Origin of the sequence: Collinsella sp. BG-O-102, from assembly GCF_023656745.1 — a bacterium.
GTDB lineage: Bacteria > Actinomycetota > Coriobacteriia > Coriobacteriales > Coriobacteriaceae > Collinsella.
Window position 1 is genome coordinate 62558 of record NZ_JAMOKO010000005.1, and the last position, 16243, is coordinate 78800.

The 16243-nt window shown below is 59.9% G+C and carries 14 protein-coding genes and 2 tRNA genes; 15 read left to right on the plus strand and 1 reads right to left on the minus strand.

Annotation, left to right across the window (positions count from 1 at the left end; all coding sequences use genetic code 11):
• Nucleotides 1–2: 2 nt before the first annotated feature.
• From nusB to NBH09_RS03820, 5 genes are read left to right on the plus strand one after another with little or no spacing between them, the layout of a single operon-like run.
• Nucleotides 3–590 carry a transcription antitermination factor NusB gene (nusB, locus tag NBH09_RS03800; protein WP_195503162.1) on the plus strand — a complete coding sequence of 196 codons (588 nt, stop codon included), beginning with the start codon at nt 3–5 and terminating at the stop codon, nt 588–590.
• A 2-nt stretch (nt 591–592) separates the two neighbouring features.
• Entirely contained in the window at nt 593–832 is a 240-nt protein-coding gene (locus NBH09_RS03805) for an exodeoxyribonuclease VII small subunit (protein ID WP_006233978.1), read from the plus strand.
• A 35-nt stretch (nt 833–867) separates the two neighbouring features.
• Entirely contained in the window at nt 868–1671 is an 804-nt protein-coding gene (locus tag NBH09_RS03810) for a TlyA family RNA methyltransferase (protein WP_195444370.1), read from the plus strand.
• Entirely contained in the window at nt 1668–2528 is an 861-nt protein-coding gene (locus NBH09_RS03815; protein WP_117746039.1) for an NAD(+)/NADH kinase, read from the plus strand. The genes NBH09_RS03810 and NBH09_RS03815 overlap by 4 nt, the downstream gene beginning before the upstream one ends.
• Complete coding sequence (locus tag NBH09_RS03820) at nt 2518–4146, plus strand: DNA repair protein RecN (RefSeq protein ID WP_250787102.1); 1629 nt, start codon at nt 2518–2520, stop codon at nt 4144–4146. The genes NBH09_RS03815 and NBH09_RS03820 overlap by 11 nt, the downstream gene beginning before the upstream one ends.
• Nucleotides 4147–4205: 59 nt before the next feature.
• Here the strand turns inward: NBH09_RS03820 and NBH09_RS03825 are convergent, their stop codons facing one another.
• Nucleotides 4206–5063: a MurR/RpiR family transcriptional regulator gene (locus tag NBH09_RS03825; protein ID WP_250787103.1), complete on the minus strand. Its 858-nt coding sequence runs from the start codon at nt 5061–5063 to the stop codon at nt 4206–4208.
• A 272-nt stretch (nt 5064–5335) separates the two neighbouring features.
• Here NBH09_RS03825 and NBH09_RS03830 point away from each other — a divergent pair, with 272 nt between their 5' ends.
• From NBH09_RS03830 to NBH09_RS03875, 10 genes are all read left to right on the plus strand, one after another.
• Nucleotides 5336–7339 carry a fructose-specific PTS transporter subunit EIIC gene (locus NBH09_RS03830; RefSeq protein WP_250787104.1) on the plus strand — a complete coding sequence of 668 codons (2004 nt, stop codon included), beginning with the start codon at nt 5336–5338 and terminating at the stop codon, nt 7337–7339.
• 546 nt (nt 7340–7885) lie between these two features.
• Nucleotides 7886–8149 carry an HPr family phosphocarrier protein gene (locus NBH09_RS03835; protein WP_022094575.1) on the plus strand — a complete coding sequence of 88 codons (264 nt, stop codon included), beginning with the start codon at nt 7886–7888 and terminating at the stop codon, nt 8147–8149.
• 133 nt (nt 8150–8282) lie between these two features.
• A complete protein-coding gene (ptsP, locus tag NBH09_RS03840; protein WP_035138206.1) occupies nt 8283–9986 on the plus strand; it encodes a phosphoenolpyruvate--protein phosphotransferase in 1704 nt (567 codons plus the stop codon).
• A 74-nt stretch (nt 9987–10060) separates the two neighbouring features.
• Nucleotides 10061–10993 (plus strand): 1-phosphofructokinase family hexose kinase, encoded by a 933-nt coding sequence (locus NBH09_RS03845; protein ID WP_006233969.1) that lies wholly within the window; start codon nt 10061–10063, stop codon nt 10991–10993.
• Nucleotides 10994–11182: 189 nt separating this feature from the next.
• Nucleotides 11183–12115 (plus strand): 1-phosphofructokinase family hexose kinase, encoded by a 933-nt coding sequence (locus NBH09_RS03850; protein WP_250787105.1) that lies wholly within the window; start codon nt 11183–11185, stop codon nt 12113–12115.
• Between the two features lie 195 nt (nt 12116–12310).
• Nucleotides 12311–13705 (plus strand): CCA tRNA nucleotidyltransferase, encoded by a 1395-nt coding sequence (locus tag NBH09_RS03855; protein ID WP_250787106.1) that lies wholly within the window; start codon nt 12311–12313, stop codon nt 13703–13705.
• Nucleotides 13706–13832: 127 nt separating this feature from the next.
• Nucleotides 13833–13909 (plus strand) — tRNA-Glu (locus NBH09_RS03860).
• A 22-nt stretch (nt 13910–13931) separates the two neighbouring features.
• Nucleotides 13932–14008: transfer RNA gene (locus tag NBH09_RS03865), tRNA-Glu, on the plus strand.
• Nucleotides 14009–14158: 150 nt separating this feature from the next.
• Nucleotides 14159–15466: a lysylphosphatidylglycerol synthase transmembrane domain-containing protein gene (locus tag NBH09_RS03870; RefSeq protein ID WP_250787107.1), complete on the plus strand. Its 1308-nt coding sequence runs from the start codon at nt 14159–14161 to the stop codon at nt 15464–15466.
• Nucleotides 15467–15582: 116 nt separating this feature from the next.
• On the plus strand, nt 15583–16194 hold the full coding sequence (locus NBH09_RS03875; RefSeq protein ID WP_157757975.1) for a TetR/AcrR family transcriptional regulator: 612 nt from the start codon (nt 15583–15585) through the stop codon (nt 16192–16194).
• Nucleotides 16195–16243: the final 49 nt, after the last annotated feature.

The window sequence follows — 16243 nt, forward strand, 5'->3', positions numbered from 1 at the left end:
CTTTGAGCCTTAAGGTTTATCGCGGGCGTACGCTTGCCCGCAGTCAGGCGCTGCAGCTGCTGTTCCAGGCCGAGGCCACGGACAGCCCGCTCGAGCGCGTCCTCGAGGGTGATTTCCTGATCTCGAAGGGTCCCCTCGACCCCTATGCGCTGGAGCTGTGCCGCGGTGCTTACGAGCATATCGACCGCATCGACTGCGCCCTGCGCTCCGTTGCCAAGAACTGGGATCTTATGCGCATGCCCGGCGCCGATCGCAATCTGCTGCGTATCGCCGTTTATGAGATGCGTTTCCTCACCGACGAGGAGGTCTCGGACGCCATCGTGATCAACGAGGCCGTCGAACTTGCCAAGGCCTATGGCACCGACCAGTCCGCGTCGTTCGTCAACGGCGTTCTGGGTAAGATCGCTCGCAGCGAGGAACTGCCGGGCGAGGACCTATACCAGGAGCTGCTGGCCGAGGATCGCGCTCGCGAGGAGGCACAGGCTGCCGAGGCTGCCGCTAAGGTTGCGGTTGCCCAGGCTGAGGCTGGTGTGCTGGCCGAGGATGCGGACGCTGCTGAGGCCGTCGAGGCCGACTCCGTCGAGGAGTAGCCATGCCAGAGGGTTCCGTCCGCAACTTTGATGAGATCTCGGACCGTCTGGACCAGATCATCGCTACCGTTCGCTCCAAGGATACGTCCTTGGAGCGTTCACTCGATCTGTTTGACGAAGCGATTGAGCTGGGCTCCCGCGCGGTCGATATGGTCGATAAGTTTGAGCTGACGCCGCGTGAGGCCGACAAGCTCGAGCAGGAATACGATGAGGATGCGGCAAACGAATCCCAGGATAGCTAGGCTGCATCTCCGGATACGAATGGTTGATGGCATTCATGAAACGCGTGCGTCTTGATGACGAACTGATTTCACAGGGCATCTGCGCCGATCGCGCGGATGCCCTTCGCACTCTTATGGCCGGCTTGGTCTCGAGTGGCGGTGAGCGCTTGACTTCGCCGGGTCTTAAGGTGATGCCGGGGCTGCCGCTGCACGTGAAGGGGCGCATTCCCTATGTTGGCCGCGGCGGTCTTAAGCTCGAAGGCGCGCTTGATGCGTTTGGCATCAATCCGACGGGCCTTGCCTGTCTGGATGTGGGCTGCTCTACCGGGGGTTTTACCGATTGCCTGCTCAAGCGCGGAGCTGCGACCGTTGTCTCTGTGGACGTGGGTCGCGCCCAGTTCGATTGGTCGTTGCGTCAGGACGATCGCGTGACGCTGCATGAGCGCACAAACGTGACGCAGCTGCCTGAGCTTGGCTATGCCGGCGCCATCGACCTGGCTGTGTGTGATGTCTCGTTTACCAGCATCGCGAACATTATCGATGCGGTACTGGCGTGCCTGGCGCCTACGGGTGCATTCTGCACGCTCGTAAAGCCACAGTTTGAAGCTCCGGCGGCGCTGGTGGGCGAGGGCGGCATTGTGACCGATCCCGCTGTGCGCCGCGATACGCTCGTGGCGGCGGTTGAGCTCTTTGCTGCCAAGGGGCTGTTCCCGGTCGATGTGTGCGTTTCGCCCATTCATGGTGCCAAGGGCAACGTTGAGTTTTTCCTGTACGGCACGAGATTTGAATCTGGCGACCGCTCGCAAGACGTGCTGCAATCCCAGGTATCGGTTTTGAGCGAGAAAGCTGCAACGCTATGAAGGTCTTTCTGGTTCCCAATTACTACAAGCAAGAGGCGGTCGAGAGCGGCCTGATGCTCGAGCTTTGGCTGACGCGCCAGGGCTATGAGGTCGCATGGGCTGCCGACCAGCGATCGAAGATTCAAAGCACGCCTGATATTGACGGCTCCGATCTGGTCATTACGCTCGGCGGCGACGGTACGTTGCTGCGCGCTGCCCGCATCCTCAACCATCGCGAGATTCCTATCCTCGGTCTTTCCTATGGTCACCTGGGCTTTTTAACTGCTGCGAGCCCCGAGGAGCGCGACATTCTGCAGGTCGTGAGCGACGCCCTTTCCGGCGAGCTGCACGTGAGCCGTCGCGCCACCATCGCCGCGGATATCGTGTCCGTGCGCGACGATGGCACGAAGGATGTCGTGCGCACGTTCGCCCTCAACGACATGGCGCTCACGCGCGGCCCCCTGTCCGATATGGTTGAGTTCGACATCACGGTGTCGGGCCACCATATCGATCGACTGCGTGGCGACGGCGTGGTCGTGTCCACGGCGACTGGTTCTACGGGGTACGCGCTCAGTGCAGGTGGCCCCATTGTGAGCCCCGACTATACGGGTATGGTCTGCGTACCCATTGCGCCGCACACCATTCAGGCCCGTGCCTTCTTGACTTCGCCGAGTGATGTCGTCGAAATCTTTATGTCCGATGATCGCCCGAGCGTTCCGGCGATCGCTATCGATGGACAGTTTATTACCTGCGACGGCACGGTCGAGAGCGTGGCCGTGCGCCGAGGCCCAGGCGATGTGCTGCTGCTCGACTACGGCCCCGAGAGTTTTTACAACTCGGTGAGCCGCGTATTCTACGGAGTCCGTCATGATCGATGAGCTGCAGGTTTCTAACATTGCACTCATTCGTGAGGCGACGCTGGTGCCGAGTGCCGGCTTGACCGTCCTGACCGGTGAGACCGGTGCTGGCAAGACCGCACTGCTCTCGGCGCTCAAGCTTATTTTGGGCGAGCGCGCGGATTCGTCGACGGTGCGCGAGGGCGAGGCGCTGGCGAGCGTCGAGGCGCGCCTGTTTGACGGGCCGCACGACACGGAGGGGTTCACCGTACAGCGTAGCCTTTCTGCCGAGGGCCGCAGCCGCGTGAAGATTGACGGCCGCATCGCCAGCGTGCGCGAGCTTTCGGAGCGCGTTGGCGTGATGATGGATCTGTGCGGCCAACACGAGCATCAGCGCTTGCTCGATCCATCGCATCACGTTGCGATGGTCGATGCCTGGGCGGGGCGCTCTGCGCTCGAGGCACTCGAGCACTACCGTACTTGCTTTAAAGCCTCGCGCGCGGCTGCCAAGGAGGTCCGTCGCGTTGAGGAGGCCTCGCGTGCGCAGGGGAGTCGTGTCGAGGAGGCGCGCTTTGCCCTCGAGCGCATCGGCGAGGTCGACCCTAAGCCGGGCGAGTATGAGGAACTCGAGGAATTGCTGCCGCGCTCCGAACATGCCGAGGTACTGGTTGCCACAGCTAACGATGCCCATGCATCGCTTGCCGCCGAAGGGGGAGCGCTCGATGCCGTGAACAGCGCCGTGGCAGAGCTTTCCCGAATGGCTACCGTCGATCGCAAACTGGGCGACATTGCCGATGCACTTTCGGATGCCTGCATCTCTCTTGAGGATTGCGCGAACGAACTTCGTTCCTATCGCGATGGGGTTGCCTTCGATCCTCGCGAGCTCGCTCGCATGCGCGAGCGGTATTCCGACCTCAAGGGCCTGCTGCGTCAGTGGGGTCCGACCATGGACGATGTCTTTGCCATGCGCGACCGCTCACAAGAGCTGCTGTCGCTGGTCGATGATGGCGATGAACAGATCAAAAAGGCGCGTGAGGCACTCGGGAGCGCCGAGCGCGAGCTGTTCGCTGCTGCCAGGGCACTTAAGCGCGCTCGCAATACGGCGGCCCCGCGCTTCTGCCACGAGGTCGGCCGCCAGATGGCTCGCTTGGAGATGGGTGGCGCCGAGCTCGTCTGGGAGTCGCGCGATCTTCCCCGTGCTGAGTGGACGCCCGTTGGTCCTTCGAGCTACGAGCTGCTATACCGCAGCGGTGCCGGTTTGACGCCGCGCCCCCTGCGCCGCATTGCGTCGGGCGGCGAGCTTAGCCGCGTCATGCTGGCAAGCAAGGTTGTCCTCGGTAACGCGGACGGTGTCGATACGCTGGTGTTTGACGAGGTCGATGCTGGTGTCGGTGGCTCCACGGCGCGTGCACTCGCGGGCGTGCTGGCAGATCTCGCCGCTACGCATCAGGTGATTGTCGTAACCCACTTGGCGCAGGTCGCCGTCATGGCGGACAAGCATTATGTTGTCAGCAAGGAACCGGGCGATGTTCCCCAGACGCATTTGGACGAGGTAACCGGCGAAGCGCGTACCGCCGAGATCGCCCGCATGCTGAGCGGCGATCAGTCCGAGGCAAGCTTGGCCCACGCGAAGCAGATGCTCGAAGAAGCTCGAGGTTAGGTCGTATCAGCGGTGTTGGTGGGACAAAATAGAATGAAATTTTTGTCCCACTACGCGTTTTACTCAACGACCTTATCCGGCTGGATGAGCTCCTCGTAGTAGCTGATATGCTCGCGAGCGTCTTCAATCTCGGGCAGCAGGAAGTTGTAGATGACTTCGATGATCATCGTGGCGCTGATCTTAGAGAACGCAAAGTCGCCCGTTGTCAGCAGCGCTTCGTGGTTGACGGTGTTAAAAGTGTAGTCTGCCAGGCGCGCGAGCGGGGATTTACTGTCGCTGCTGATGACGACTACGGTTGCGCCGCAGTTGCGAGCCGCTTTTGCCATGCGATTCAGTCGGCGCGATTTGCCAGAGTTTGAGATTAGCACGATAACGTCACCCGGGCGCAACGTGAGCGCAAAGCCGATTGATGTTTCGCTAATGGTGCTCGCCATGCAGCGCAGGCCCAGCTGCGAAAACTTAAATGTCGCGTCGAGCGCGACCGCGTTTGTATTGCCCACGGCGGCGAACTCAATAACGCCGGCATTCTTAAGCGCGTGTACAACTGCGGCCAACGTGTCGTGATCAATGCCGTCGATGGTCGCATTAAGCTCGCTCACCTTGGCAGCCAGGATGTTCTTGAGGCTCTGCTCCATATTGTCGAGCGAGACCTCGTCAGTCAGGCCCTCGTTACGCTGGCTTTCCAAATCCCTCGCCAACGAAAACTGAAAGCTGCGGAAGCTACCAAAGCCCAGCTTGCGGCAGAAACGCGAAACGGTCGCCTCGGACGTGGCGGCAGCGCGCGAGAGCTGAGCGGCCGTGAGGCGTGGCGCTTCGGACTGGTGCTCCAATATATAGTCGACAATGCGCTGCTCGGACTCGCTGTATCCCTGATGGGTACTAATGAGGGAAAGTGCGCTCTTGCTACTATCGGTCATGGATGGCTCCTGGTTGGCATGAAAATCTAACTTGATTTGCAACGCCATAGTATACGGGCATTTTCAATTACAAGATACACCTTGCCGTTTCAGGTGTTGATGGTAAACTTTCACCTACCGTTTACGGTTATGAAAGAACCTTTCACCGGAGAATTGCACCTTGTCTCTTCTCACGCGGACGGTAGGTTGGTATCTTTCAGTTGTGGAAAAACGCGCATCGAAGCGCGTGTAGGGGAGCGCCCGCGGGCGCTGTACTCAAGAAGGAGGGACACATGGCTAAGTTTGACATCATCGCCGCGACCGGTTGCCCGACCGGCATTGCGCACACCTTCATGGCGAAGGAGGCGCTGGAGAAGGCAGCTGCCGAGCGCGGTCTGACCATTAAGGTCGAGACTCATGGCCAGGTCGGTGTCGAGAACGAGCTCACCAAGAGTGAGATCGCTGGCGCCAAGGCCGTCGTCGTCGCAGCCGACAAGGATGTCCAGGCTGAGCGTTTCGCCGGCAAGCCCATGGTTTCCGTTGGTGTTTCCAAGGCCCTTTCCGTTGAGGCCGCCGGTAAGCTGATTGATCGCGCGCTCGCCGCCAAGGGTGACGACACGGTTGCAGCTGCCGCCGATGTCGAGGACGATGTCGAGGAGAAGGAGTCCATCGGCCACATCATCTACAAGCACCTCATGAACGGCGTCAGCCACATGCTGGTCTTCGTCGTTGCCGGTGGTGTTCTGACCGCTGTCTCGTTCCTGTGGGGCATTACGTCCTTCGATTCGACGGCGTCTGACTACAACAGCTTTGCTGCGATGCTCAAGATCATCGGCGGCATCGCAATGAACCTCATGGTTCCGGTGCTTTCCGCCTACATCGCCGAATCCATCGGCAAGCGTCCGGCGCTCGTTCCCGGTTTCGTCGCCGGTATGATCGCCATCCAGGGTCTGCCTGTTAACGCCGATACCGGTATGATCGACGCCGGTGGCGCAGGTGTGGGCTTTGGCTTCCTGGGCGGCATCGTCGGCGGCTTCCTCGCTGGCTATGTCATCCTGCTGCTCGAGAAGGTTTTTGCCGGTCTGCCCAAGAACCTGGACGGCCTCAAGGCTATCTTCCTGTACCCGCTGTTCTCGACCGCCATCGTCGGTCTGGTCATGCTCGGCATCTCCGGCGCCATGGCTGCCATCAACACCGCCATGATGGACTTCCTCAAGGGCCTGTCCGCCTCTGGCGCCGTTGTCCTGGGTCTTGCCATCGGCTGCATGTGCGCCTTTGACATGGGTGGCCCGGTCAACAAGGCTGCTTACGTCACCGGTACCGCTATGCTCACCGAGGCTCTGGCCGCCGGTGTCGGTACCGACACCTACAACTTCGGCACCAACTTCATGGCTGCCGTCTCCGCCGCCTGCATCGTTCCGCCGCTGATCACCACTTTCGCCGTCGTTGTCGGCAAGAAGTACTTCAGCCAGGAGGATCACGACGCCGGTGTCGTCAACCTCATCCTTGGTTGCACCCACATCACCGAGGGCGCCATTCCGTTCATGACCAAGAACATCTGGCCCGTCATGCCCATCATGATGCTCGGTTCCTCCATCGCTTCGATCCTGACCATCATGTTCAACGTTCATGATCCGGCGCCCCACGGTGGCTTCCTGGTCCTGCCCGTTGTCGAGAACGGTCCGCTGTGGGTCCTCGCTATCCTCATCGGCGCCGTGATCGGTGGCATCCTGTTCGTGGCCTTCAAGAAGTACGACTTCGAGAAGAACCATAAGGCCGCTCCTGCAGCCAAGCCGGTTGAGGCCCCCAAGGCCGCTGCCGTCGAGGCCCCCAAGGCCGAGGCTTCCGACTTCGTGAAGGTCGAGAACGTCTTTGTCGCCGAGGACTTCGCTTCTCGTGACGAGGCCTTGAGCTTTGTTTCCAACCAGGCCGTCAAGGCCGGTATCGCCGGCGACGCCGACGCCGTTATGAACGCCTTCCTGGCCCGCGAGGCCGAGGGCACCACGGGCATGATGGAGGGCTTCGCTATTCCGCATGCCAAGTCCGACGCCATCACCGAGGCTGCCGTCATCGTCGTCAAGGACGACTCTGGCGTGACCGGTTGGGACACCATGGACGGCGCTCCCGTCAACGTTGCCATTGCCCTGCTCATCCCGGGCGCTCAGGCTGGCACCACGCACCTCAAGATCCTGTCCAAGGTCGCCGAGGCGCTCATGGACGAGGACTTCCGTGCCACCGTCAAGGGTTCCACCGACGCCGCCGAGATCGCCAAGACGATCAACGCCCGCCTGGTCTAATTCCACGGTACGCGAATAACATCGCCCCTTGTAACAAAGGCGGAGACCCTCTCCAGGGCCTCCGCCTTTTTCATCCCCAAATAAGTTGCGGTGAAATAGGGACTGTGTAAACGATTCAACCCCAAATTCAGTCCCTATTTCACCGCAACTTACAAAAGGGTACAGATAGGCCCCTTCAACTAGTTCAACCAGGCGAACAAAAATCAGCCAGAATTCCGTTCGCACGATATTGCTCTGGACCGACTGAGTTTCCGCAGCTTGCTCGCCCACAGGGGGCCGGGCGCGGCCTGCGAGATTTATCGCGAGTTCCGCACGAGCCGAAGAGCACTTAATGTGCTCTTCGTGCGAGCAGGACTGTAGAGCAGGAAATCTCACTGGCCACGCCCGGCCCCCTGTGGGCGAGCAAGCGGACGACAAACACATCTGTCCAACAATTCGTGCGAAACATAATGAAAAACAGTTTGATGTGAGTTAATATAAACAACGTCGTGAATCTGACTCCTGCCGCATGCATGACAGGGGTTAAACACAAAAAAGGAGTCAATTATGGTTTCTGAGAAGGCTACCCTCGTCAATCCGCAGGGTCTTCACATGCGTCCGGCCGGCCTCTTCGCCTCCACCATGGGCAAGTACGCCTGCGACGTGACTGTCGTCACCCCCGAGAAGGAGGTCAACGGTAAGTCCCCGATGGCCCTCATGGCTGCTGGTATCCCCTGCGGTACCGAGGTCGAGGTCAAGTGCGACGGCGCTGACGAGGCCGAGGCTCTGGCTGCTGCCATCGAGCTCATCAAGAGCGGTCTTGGCGAGTAGAACTCAAACGGGTCGCATGTTGAACAACTAAGTTCATATTTGGGGGCGCAGTGACCTGTTGCAAGGTAGCTGCGCTCTTTTGTCATGGATATGGCAAAACGCTTTATCACATGACACGGAGAGAGGAATGGGAATGTATCAGGGAGTCAACGCTTCCGAGGGCATCGGTATCGGCACCGTCATGGTCGCCGTCGATCCCGACTTGACGTTTGAGCCGCACGAGGTTGCTGATTCGGCAGCAGAGAAGGAGCGCTATCAGTCCGCTCTTTCGGTCTTTTGCGAGAAGACCCAGGCTCAGGCCGACCACATGAAGGAGACGGTGGGCGAGGCCGAGGCCGAGATCATGAGCGGACATATTGTCCTGGCTCAGGATCCGGGTATGACCGACGCCATCAACGCCGCCATTGACGGCGGTACCTGCGCCGAGCAGGCGCTCATGGACACCTCGACCATGTTCGAGAACATGTTCCTGTCCATGGACGACGAGATGTTCCGTCTGCGCGCGGCCGACATCGCCGACATCCGCACCGGTATTCTGGCCGAGCTGCTGGGCAAGGAGGTCGTCGACCTCTCCGTCCTGCCCGAGAACACCGTGGTTGTCGTGCATGACCTCACGCCGTCCATGACCGCCACGATCGATAAGGCCCACGTTGCCGGTATCGTCACCGAGACCGGTGGCCGCACGTCGCACTCCGCGATCATCGCGCGTGCCCTCGAGATCCCGGCTGTCCTTTCGGTTTCCAACAGCTGCACCGCGCTGCGCAACGGTATGACCGTTGTCGTCGACGGTGGCAAGGGTATCGTTGAGGCCGATCCCGACGAGGAGACGCTCGCTGCCTACACCGCCAAGGCCGAGGCCTTCGCTGCCGAGAAGGCAGCCCTCGAGGCCTTCCGTGGCAAGCCGTCCGTGACTGCCGATGGCATCAAAAAGATCATCGCCTGCAACATCGGTAACCCTGATGACGTGCCCAACGCGCTCGATCACGATGCTGAGGCCATCGGTCTGTTCCGCTCCGAGTTCCTGTTCATGGACTCTGCCGAGCTTCCTTCCGAGGAGGAGCAGTTCAACGCCTACCGTAAGGTCGCCAGCGCGCTCAAGGGTGCTCCGGTCATCATCCGTACGCTCGATGTGGGTGGCGACAAGGAGATTCCGTATCTGCATATGGTCAAGGAAGACAACCCCTTCATGGGCTTCCGCGCCGTGCGTTACTGCCTGGCCAATCCCGACCAGTACAAGGTCCAGCTCCGCGCTCTGCTGCGCGCTAGCGCCTTCGGTGACGTCAAGATTATGATCCCGCTCGTCACCTGCGTCGAGGAGGTCTTGGCTGTCAAGGAGCTCGTCGAGCAGTGCAAGGCCGAGCTGACCGAAGAGGGTCGCAAGTTCAACGAGAACATCGAGGTCGGCATCATGGTCGAGACGCCCGCCGCTTCGCTGCTCGCAGACCGTCTTGCCGAGGTTGCCGACTTCTTCTCCATCGGCACCAACGACCTGATCGGCTACACCATGTGCGCCGACCGTGGCAACGACACCATCTCCAACCTGTACCAGGTGTACTATCCCGCCGTGCTCCGCTCGCTCAAGAACATCATCGAGAGCGGCGTGAAGGCCGGCATCATGGTCGGTATGTGCGGCGAGGCCGCTGCCGATCCGCTGCTCGAGCCGCTGCTGATCAGCTGGGGCCTGGAGGAGTTCTCGATGAGCGCTCCGTCGATCCTGCGCGCCCGCAAGACCATCAGTCAGTGGACCAAGGCCGAGTGCGACGAGCTCGCCGAGAAGGCGCTCGCCTGCAACACCGCCGCCGAGGTCAAGGCACTGCTCGAGTCCGCAGCTCGCTAATTTGGTATCAGAGGTAACCGCGTGGTTGGAATGGGCCGGCCACGCGGCCCTCACATATACAGGGGGTACTGTAAATGTTCTACACGCTAACCGCTAACCCGGCTGTCGACATGACGGTTTCGAGCTCTCCGCTCGAGCCCGACGAGAACGTCCGCACCGGCTCGGCCAGCTACACGGCTAACGGCAAGGGCCTCGACGTGTCCTTCGCCTTTAAGAAGATGGGCGTCGACACCGTCGCGCTCGGCTTCTTCGCCGGCTTCACGGGCAAGTTCATCGTCGAGGAGGTCATGAACCTGGGTTGCCTCTGCCGCCCGGTCTGGACCGACGGTATCACGCGCATTAACACCTACGTCAACGATGGCCAGCACGAGTACGGCATCCTGAACCCGGGTGCTCCGATCACGCCGCAGCACCAGGAGGAGCTCTACAACATCCTGGACACCGCGGGCGATCTCGAGTGCCTGATCGTTTCCGGCTCCGTGCCTCCCAAAGCTACGCCTGACTTCCTGGCTCAGGTCATGGAGCACGCTCAGGCTCGTGGCGCCGACGTCGTCCTGGACCTGTCCTCCGATAAGCTCAAGGAGCTCGCTCACAAGAAGCCTCTGCTCATCAAGCCGAACCATCACGAGATGAAGGCCATCTTCGGCGTGCCGGTCGACACCGACGACGAGGTCCGCGTTGCCATGAAGATGGCTCACGACGCCGGCGTTCAGAACGTGCTGCTCACCCGTGGTAGCCGCGGCGACGCTTACTTCTCCAACGGCGAGGACATCTGGTACGCCAAGCGTGAGTTCAACATCAAGCTGGTTTCTTCCGTCTGCGCCGGCGACTGCACCCTCGCTGCGTTCCTGCACAAGTGGTACAGGGATCGCGACAACGTCGAGGAGGCCATGAAGCTCGCTATGGCCACCGGCGCCAACGTTGCCGAGTCCGTCGGCATTGGCGACTTTGGTCACGTCGACGAGTACAGCAAGCGCGTTGCTGTCCGCAAGCTCGATCGTCAGTAATCGAAACGCGACATATTCGTGCGCATGCGGCGCCCTGGTTTCGGCCGGGGCGCCTTTTTTGTTTCGTCATGGGGGAGAGATGTCCTGCCGTACTTCATCGCTTCCATACCGTTCACCGAGTTGCCCTAGCCTTTTACCGATGCGTGGAATATACTTTCATCAACACGTTGCTTCGTGAAAGGAACATTCATGATTTACACGCTCACTGCAAATCCCGCCATCGACTACAACATCGCCTGCGACGGCCTTGACGCTAACACCGTCACGCGTACCCGCAATGCCGTCTACACGCCCAACGGCAAGGGCCTCAACGTCTCGTTTACTCTTGACCACTACGGTGTCGACACCACGATCCTGGGCTTCTTCGCTGGCTTCTCGGGCGAGTTCATCGTCAAGGGCGCCGAGGCCCTGGGCGTGCCCGTCAAGCCCGTGTGGACCGACGGCATCACGCGCGTCAACGTGTTCCTCAATGCCGGCCCCGACACCGAGTACAACATGGTCAACGCCGGTGCCGCCATCAACGAAGCCAATGAGCAGGAGATGTTTGAGCTTATCGATTCGCTTGATGACATGACCTGCCTGGTAATCAGCGGCTCGCTGCCTCCCAACACTTCCGAGGGCTTCCTGGCCGAGGTTCTGCGCCGCGTCAAGGCCAAGGGTGCCGAGTTCGTTCTCGACATTTCGAGCCATCAGCTGGCAGATCTCATTGCCATGGAGCCGCTGCTGATCAAGCCCAATGACGACGAGTTGCTCGATATCTTTGGCATTAAGGTGAGCGGTGGCGACGATGAGTCCGTCAAGGGCGCTATGGCTGAGCTTCATGCCAAGGGCGCCAAGAACGTGCTGCTGACCCTCGGCGGCGCCGGTGCGTACTTCTCCAACGGCAAGCACATCTGGTTTGCTAACCGCACCTTCGACGTCAAGCTGCTGTCGACGGTGTGTGCCGGCGATTCCTCGCTCGCTGCCTTCCTGTCCGTGTGGCATGACGCCCCCGAGCGCGTCGAGGACGCCCTGCGCCTGTCGATGGCCACCGGCGCCAACGTGGTCGAGTGCCCCGGTTTGGGCGATTTTGCCAAGGTGGACGAATATAAGAAGCACATCGAGGTTCGCCAGGTCTGCTAACCGCATCGATACATCGTTGCCGAACACCCGCTTTGGATTACCAAGGCGGGTGTTTTTTGCGCGCTGAACATATGTGGTGTCTGCTGTCTCGTTTTATCTAATCAACGACGCGATTGCGTGTGCGCGCTTTCTCGTTTCTTGTTAGACTTCTTGAGAACCATCGATTAACGCTCACAAGTGCAGGAGGCCATAGGCATGTGCAATGTTTCGCTCAACGGTACGCAACCGTCCGATGCGTCCCTACGCGTCCTGCGCGCGCTTGAGGCGGCTGGTCTTGAGGCTTGGTACGTGGGCGGTTGGGTGCGCGACGCCCTGATGGGGTGCCCCAGCCACGATGTTGATATGTGCTGTAGCGGCCTGTGGCAGGAGTCCAAGGCGGCGCTCGAGGCCGCCGGCATCGTGGTTGTGGAGTCGGGCATTAAATTTGGCGGAATCACGGCTATTTCCGATGGCGAGCGTATCGAGGTCACCACGTTCCGTCTGGATGGCTTCTATACCGATGGGCGCCATCCTCAGAGCGTCGAGTGCGCCGCCTCGCTCGAGGACGATCTGGCGCGCCGCGACTTTACCGTCAACGCCATGGCCTGGCATCCCGAGCGCGGGCTTGTCGACCGCTACGACGGCCAGGGTGACTTGGAGCGCAAGCTGATTCGCGCTGTCGGCGATCCCAAGCGTCGCTTTAACGAGGACGCCCTGCGCATGTTGCGTGCGGTGCGCTTTGCCTGCCGCCTGGACTTTATGATTGAGCCCGAGACTAAGCGAGCGCTTGCCGAGTGCGCGCCGCTGCTCGACGCCGTGGCGCGCGAGCGTGTGGGTATTGAGCTCGAGGGCATTCTTTCGACCGGTCATGGGGGAGACGCGATGCTGCGCTACCCCGAGCTCATCTGCGCCGCCGTGCCCGAGTTGGCAGCGGGTCGCGGGTTTGATCAGCGCAGTGTCTATCATGCGTTTAACGTCTACGAGCATATCGCCCGTGTGCTTACGGTGGCGGGGGAGCTCGCGCTGTGTGACGGCGTCGCGCCCTCGTCGAGCCTTATGTGGGCGGCGTTTTTGCACGATGTGTCCAAGCCCGAGTGTTTCACGGTCGATCACGCCGGCAGCGGACACTTCTACGGTCATCCCGAGCTCGGCGCCAAGAAAGCGCGCGTCATTATGGATCGCCTGGCGCTCTCGCACGACCTGGTGCGCGACGTGTGCCTGCTCATCAAATATCACGACAAGCCGCTGCGCCCCGAGCGCTCCTGCCTGCTCAATATGATGTGCGCGCTTTCGGGCGAGGGCGTCGACACGCCGCGTTTGATGGACGAGCTCATGGATCTTAAGCGTGCCGACACGCTCGGCAAGGCCCCGTCGTGCTTCTATTACGTTGAGACGATTGAGGAGATGCGCGCGATGGCGCACGAGCTGCTGAAGGCGGGGGAGCCCTATACGCTCAAGATGCTCGCCATCAACGGCGGCGACCTGATCCGTGCCGGAGTCAAGCCAGGGCCGGAACTGGGGCAGCTACTCAACTCCGCCCTCGACGCCGTGATCGAAGACAACATCCCCAACGAGCGCGAAGCTCTTTTGGTCCATCTCAACTTGAATTAGCTACCCAGTTTACCTGTGTGTTCCATAACCTGCCGACAATTTTTCGGCAATTTGGAATTTCTTCTTGCGCTGACGTTTTTTGTCCCGTAATATATTTCCTCGCAGCACGGCAGTGCAGATGTCATGTGGCCCGTTCGTCTAGCGGTTTAGGACGCCGCCCTCTCAAGGCGGAGATCACCAGTTCGAATCTGGTACGGGCTACCACTTCTTTTCTGCTGAGGCTTATGGCCCGTTCGTCTAGCGGTTTAGGACGCCGCCCTCTCAAGGCGGAGATCACCAGTTCGAATCTGGTACGGGCTACCACGCATCTGATACCCGGACTTCCCATGGAAGGCCGGGTTTTTTATTTTCAAACAACCGTCTGCAATTCCCGTTTGAACCAGAGCTTTGCGTTCTGCTTATGGCCCTTACGGGTACAATATCCAAGATATTTTGACTGTTAGAAGGAGTCTCATGACGGAGTCCTCTCAGCATACGTCTAAGCCCCAGGTCGAGGTTGAGGCCTCGGGCGGAGATGACAATAAGAGCGCACGCCGCGGCGCCATCTTTATCGGCGTCGTGCTGGTGGGTTATATCGTCTATCTGGTGGTAACCGGGCAGATGAGGCAGTTCTGGGCCGCAATGTCGAGCGTCCAGGCGCCTTGGCTCGCTGCTGCATGCTTTTGCATGTTCCTGTACCTGTTCTTTGGCATTGTGGCCTATGCGATCGCTGTCTGGCTCGACCCCAATTCACCCGTCGGCATTCGCGACCTCATTTCGGTCGAGGCGAGCGGCATCTTCTTTGGCAACCTCACACCTATGATGATGGGCTCGACTCCTGCTCAGATCTACCGCCTGACCAAGGCGGGCCAAAATGTCGGCGAGGCCGGAGCCACGCAATTCACGCGCTTTATCGTGTATCAGTTTGGCCTCGTTGCCTGGGGCGCTATCCTACTGCTTGCTCGCATGCCGTTTTTTGCCGAGCGCTATGGCGACATGACGCTGCTGTGCGTCTTTAGCTTTGGTGGGCACTGCTGCATCTTGCTTGGCATCTTCGCCGTCGCGCTCATGCCTAAGACCGTCACGCGCGTCGCCCACTGCATCATCAATTGGCTTGAGCGCATTGGTGTCTCGGCCACTAAGATCGAGGGATGGCGCACGTTTGTCGATGGCGAGATCTACTCCTTCTCCGAGAAGTTCAAGCTTTCAGCCGGACATTTTTCTTCCATGCTGCTCACCGTGTTTATCACCATGCTGCAGCTCGCGTTTTTCTATCTGGTTCCGTATTTCCTAATGCTTGCCTTTGGCCACCACGAGGTCGACTTTTTCTCGGTCATGGCCGCGAGCGCCTTTGTCCAGTTGCTGAGCTCTGCGGTCCCCTTGCCCGGTGGAACTGGTGGCGCTGAGGGCGGCTTTGCATTGTTCTTGGGTCATTTCTTTGGGTCGGCTTCGACCGCCGGCTATCTGCTGTGGCGTCTCATTACGTTTATTGCGCCTACCATTTTGGCTGCGCCCCTGCTGGGACTTAAGAGCGCCCACAACGAGAGCATCCATGCGCGCTGGGATCGCGTGATGCGCAAGCTCGGCCGCACGCCTCAGATGCCCTCTGTGGCCGCGAAGCCGCACCCCACGAATGCTGTTACCGTTGATCCCAGGAAGCACGCTCAGAAGGCTTCTGGGACCGCTAAGCCGGCTCATAAAGCCTATGTGCGCCAGACAGGCGATGGTATTCGCGTATCTCCGTCGGCACTTAATAAGAAGAAGCATCCTAAGTCGCAGTAGGGCAGTCGTGCGTTCTTCATGACGCGGGGCATATTTGTGCCGTATGGGGGATAATCCTCTTACGTAGATTATCTCTCATCTGTTGATGAATGCTCGCATATCGAAGGGACACGCCCATGGCAACCAGCAAACCGCGTCTTGACCGCCGCATCGTTCGCAGCCGCAATGCCATCCTTTCTGCTTTCGAGCGCCTGCTCATGGAAAAGCCTTTGGCAGACATTACGGTGAGTGCCATCGCGCGCGAGGCCAATGTCGACCGCAAGACTTTTTACGTTCACTTTGGTACGGTTGACGGCCTGCTCGATGCCATTGCCGTCGATGTTGTGGAGATGATTGTCGACTCGGTCGAGAAAACGCTTGCTTCCATGGACGGCGACACCAACGAGCGCGCCCTTGGCGCGGCGGCGACCTTCTTTAAAACCGTTAACGAGGCGCTGTGCAACAACCTCGTGCTCAATCGTCAGCTGATCGAGAACATACCGCTCGATGATTTTATGGCTCGTCTTCGTGCGCCGCTCGAGCACGAGATTGCCGAGCGCGATCTGCTGCCCCAAGGTCTCAAGGACGAAATGTTCGACTACTATCTGGCGTTTTTGCTGTCGGGTATTATCGGTATCTATCGCACGTGGGCGCTGTCTGACGGCTCGGTTCCTATCGAGCGCGTCTCGGAGGTCGCCAACGACCTAACTCTCAATGGCCTGTCGAGTCTGGAATCTCGCTTGGATTAGGCCTAGTTGGGCTCGTCGGCGTGGAAATTCCTGTTCCTGAGGTTCTCCG

Bases quoted from the DNA above. Each gene is read 5' to 3' on its own strand.
- NBH09_RS03805 (WP_006233978.1), top strand. From the start codon at position 593: ATGCCAGAGGGTTCCGTCCGCAACTTTGATGAGATCTCGGACCGTCTG.
- NBH09_RS03810 (WP_195444370.1), top strand. From the start codon at position 868: ATGAAACGCGTGCGTCTTGATGACGAACTGATTTCACAGGGCATCTGC.
- NBH09_RS03815 (WP_117746039.1), top strand. From the start codon at position 1,668: ATGAAGGTCTTTCTGGTTCCCAATTACTACAAGCAAGAGGCGGTCGAG.
- NBH09_RS03820 (WP_250787102.1), top strand. From the start codon at position 2,518: ATGATCGATGAGCTGCAGGTTTCTAACATTGCACTCATTCGTGAGGCG.
- NBH09_RS03825 (WP_250787103.1), bottom strand. From the start codon at position 5,063: ATGACCGATAGTAGCAAGAGCGCACTTTCCCTCATTAGTACCCATCAG.
- NBH09_RS03830 (WP_250787104.1), top strand. From the start codon at position 5,336: ATGGCTAAGTTTGACATCATCGCCGCGACCGGTTGCCCGACCGGCATT.
- NBH09_RS03835 (WP_022094575.1), top strand. From the start codon at position 7,886: ATGGTTTCTGAGAAGGCTACCCTCGTCAATCCGCAGGGTCTTCACATG.
- ptsP (WP_035138206.1), top strand. From the start codon at position 8,283: ATGTATCAGGGAGTCAACGCTTCCGAGGGCATCGGTATCGGCACCGTC.
- NBH09_RS03845 (WP_006233969.1), top strand. From the start codon at position 10,061: ATGTTCTACACGCTAACCGCTAACCCGGCTGTCGACATGACGGTTTCG.
- NBH09_RS03850 (WP_250787105.1), top strand. From the start codon at position 11,183: ATGATTTACACGCTCACTGCAAATCCCGCCATCGACTACAACATCGCC.
- NBH09_RS03855 (WP_250787106.1), top strand. From the start codon at position 12,311: ATGTGCAATGTTTCGCTCAACGGTACGCAACCGTCCGATGCGTCCCTA.
- NBH09_RS03870 (WP_250787107.1), top strand. From the start codon at position 14,159: ATGACGGAGTCCTCTCAGCATACGTCTAAGCCCCAGGTCGAGGTTGAG.
- NBH09_RS03875 (WP_157757975.1), top strand. From the start codon at position 15,583: ATGGCAACCAGCAAACCGCGTCTTGACCGCCGCATCGTTCGCAGCCGC.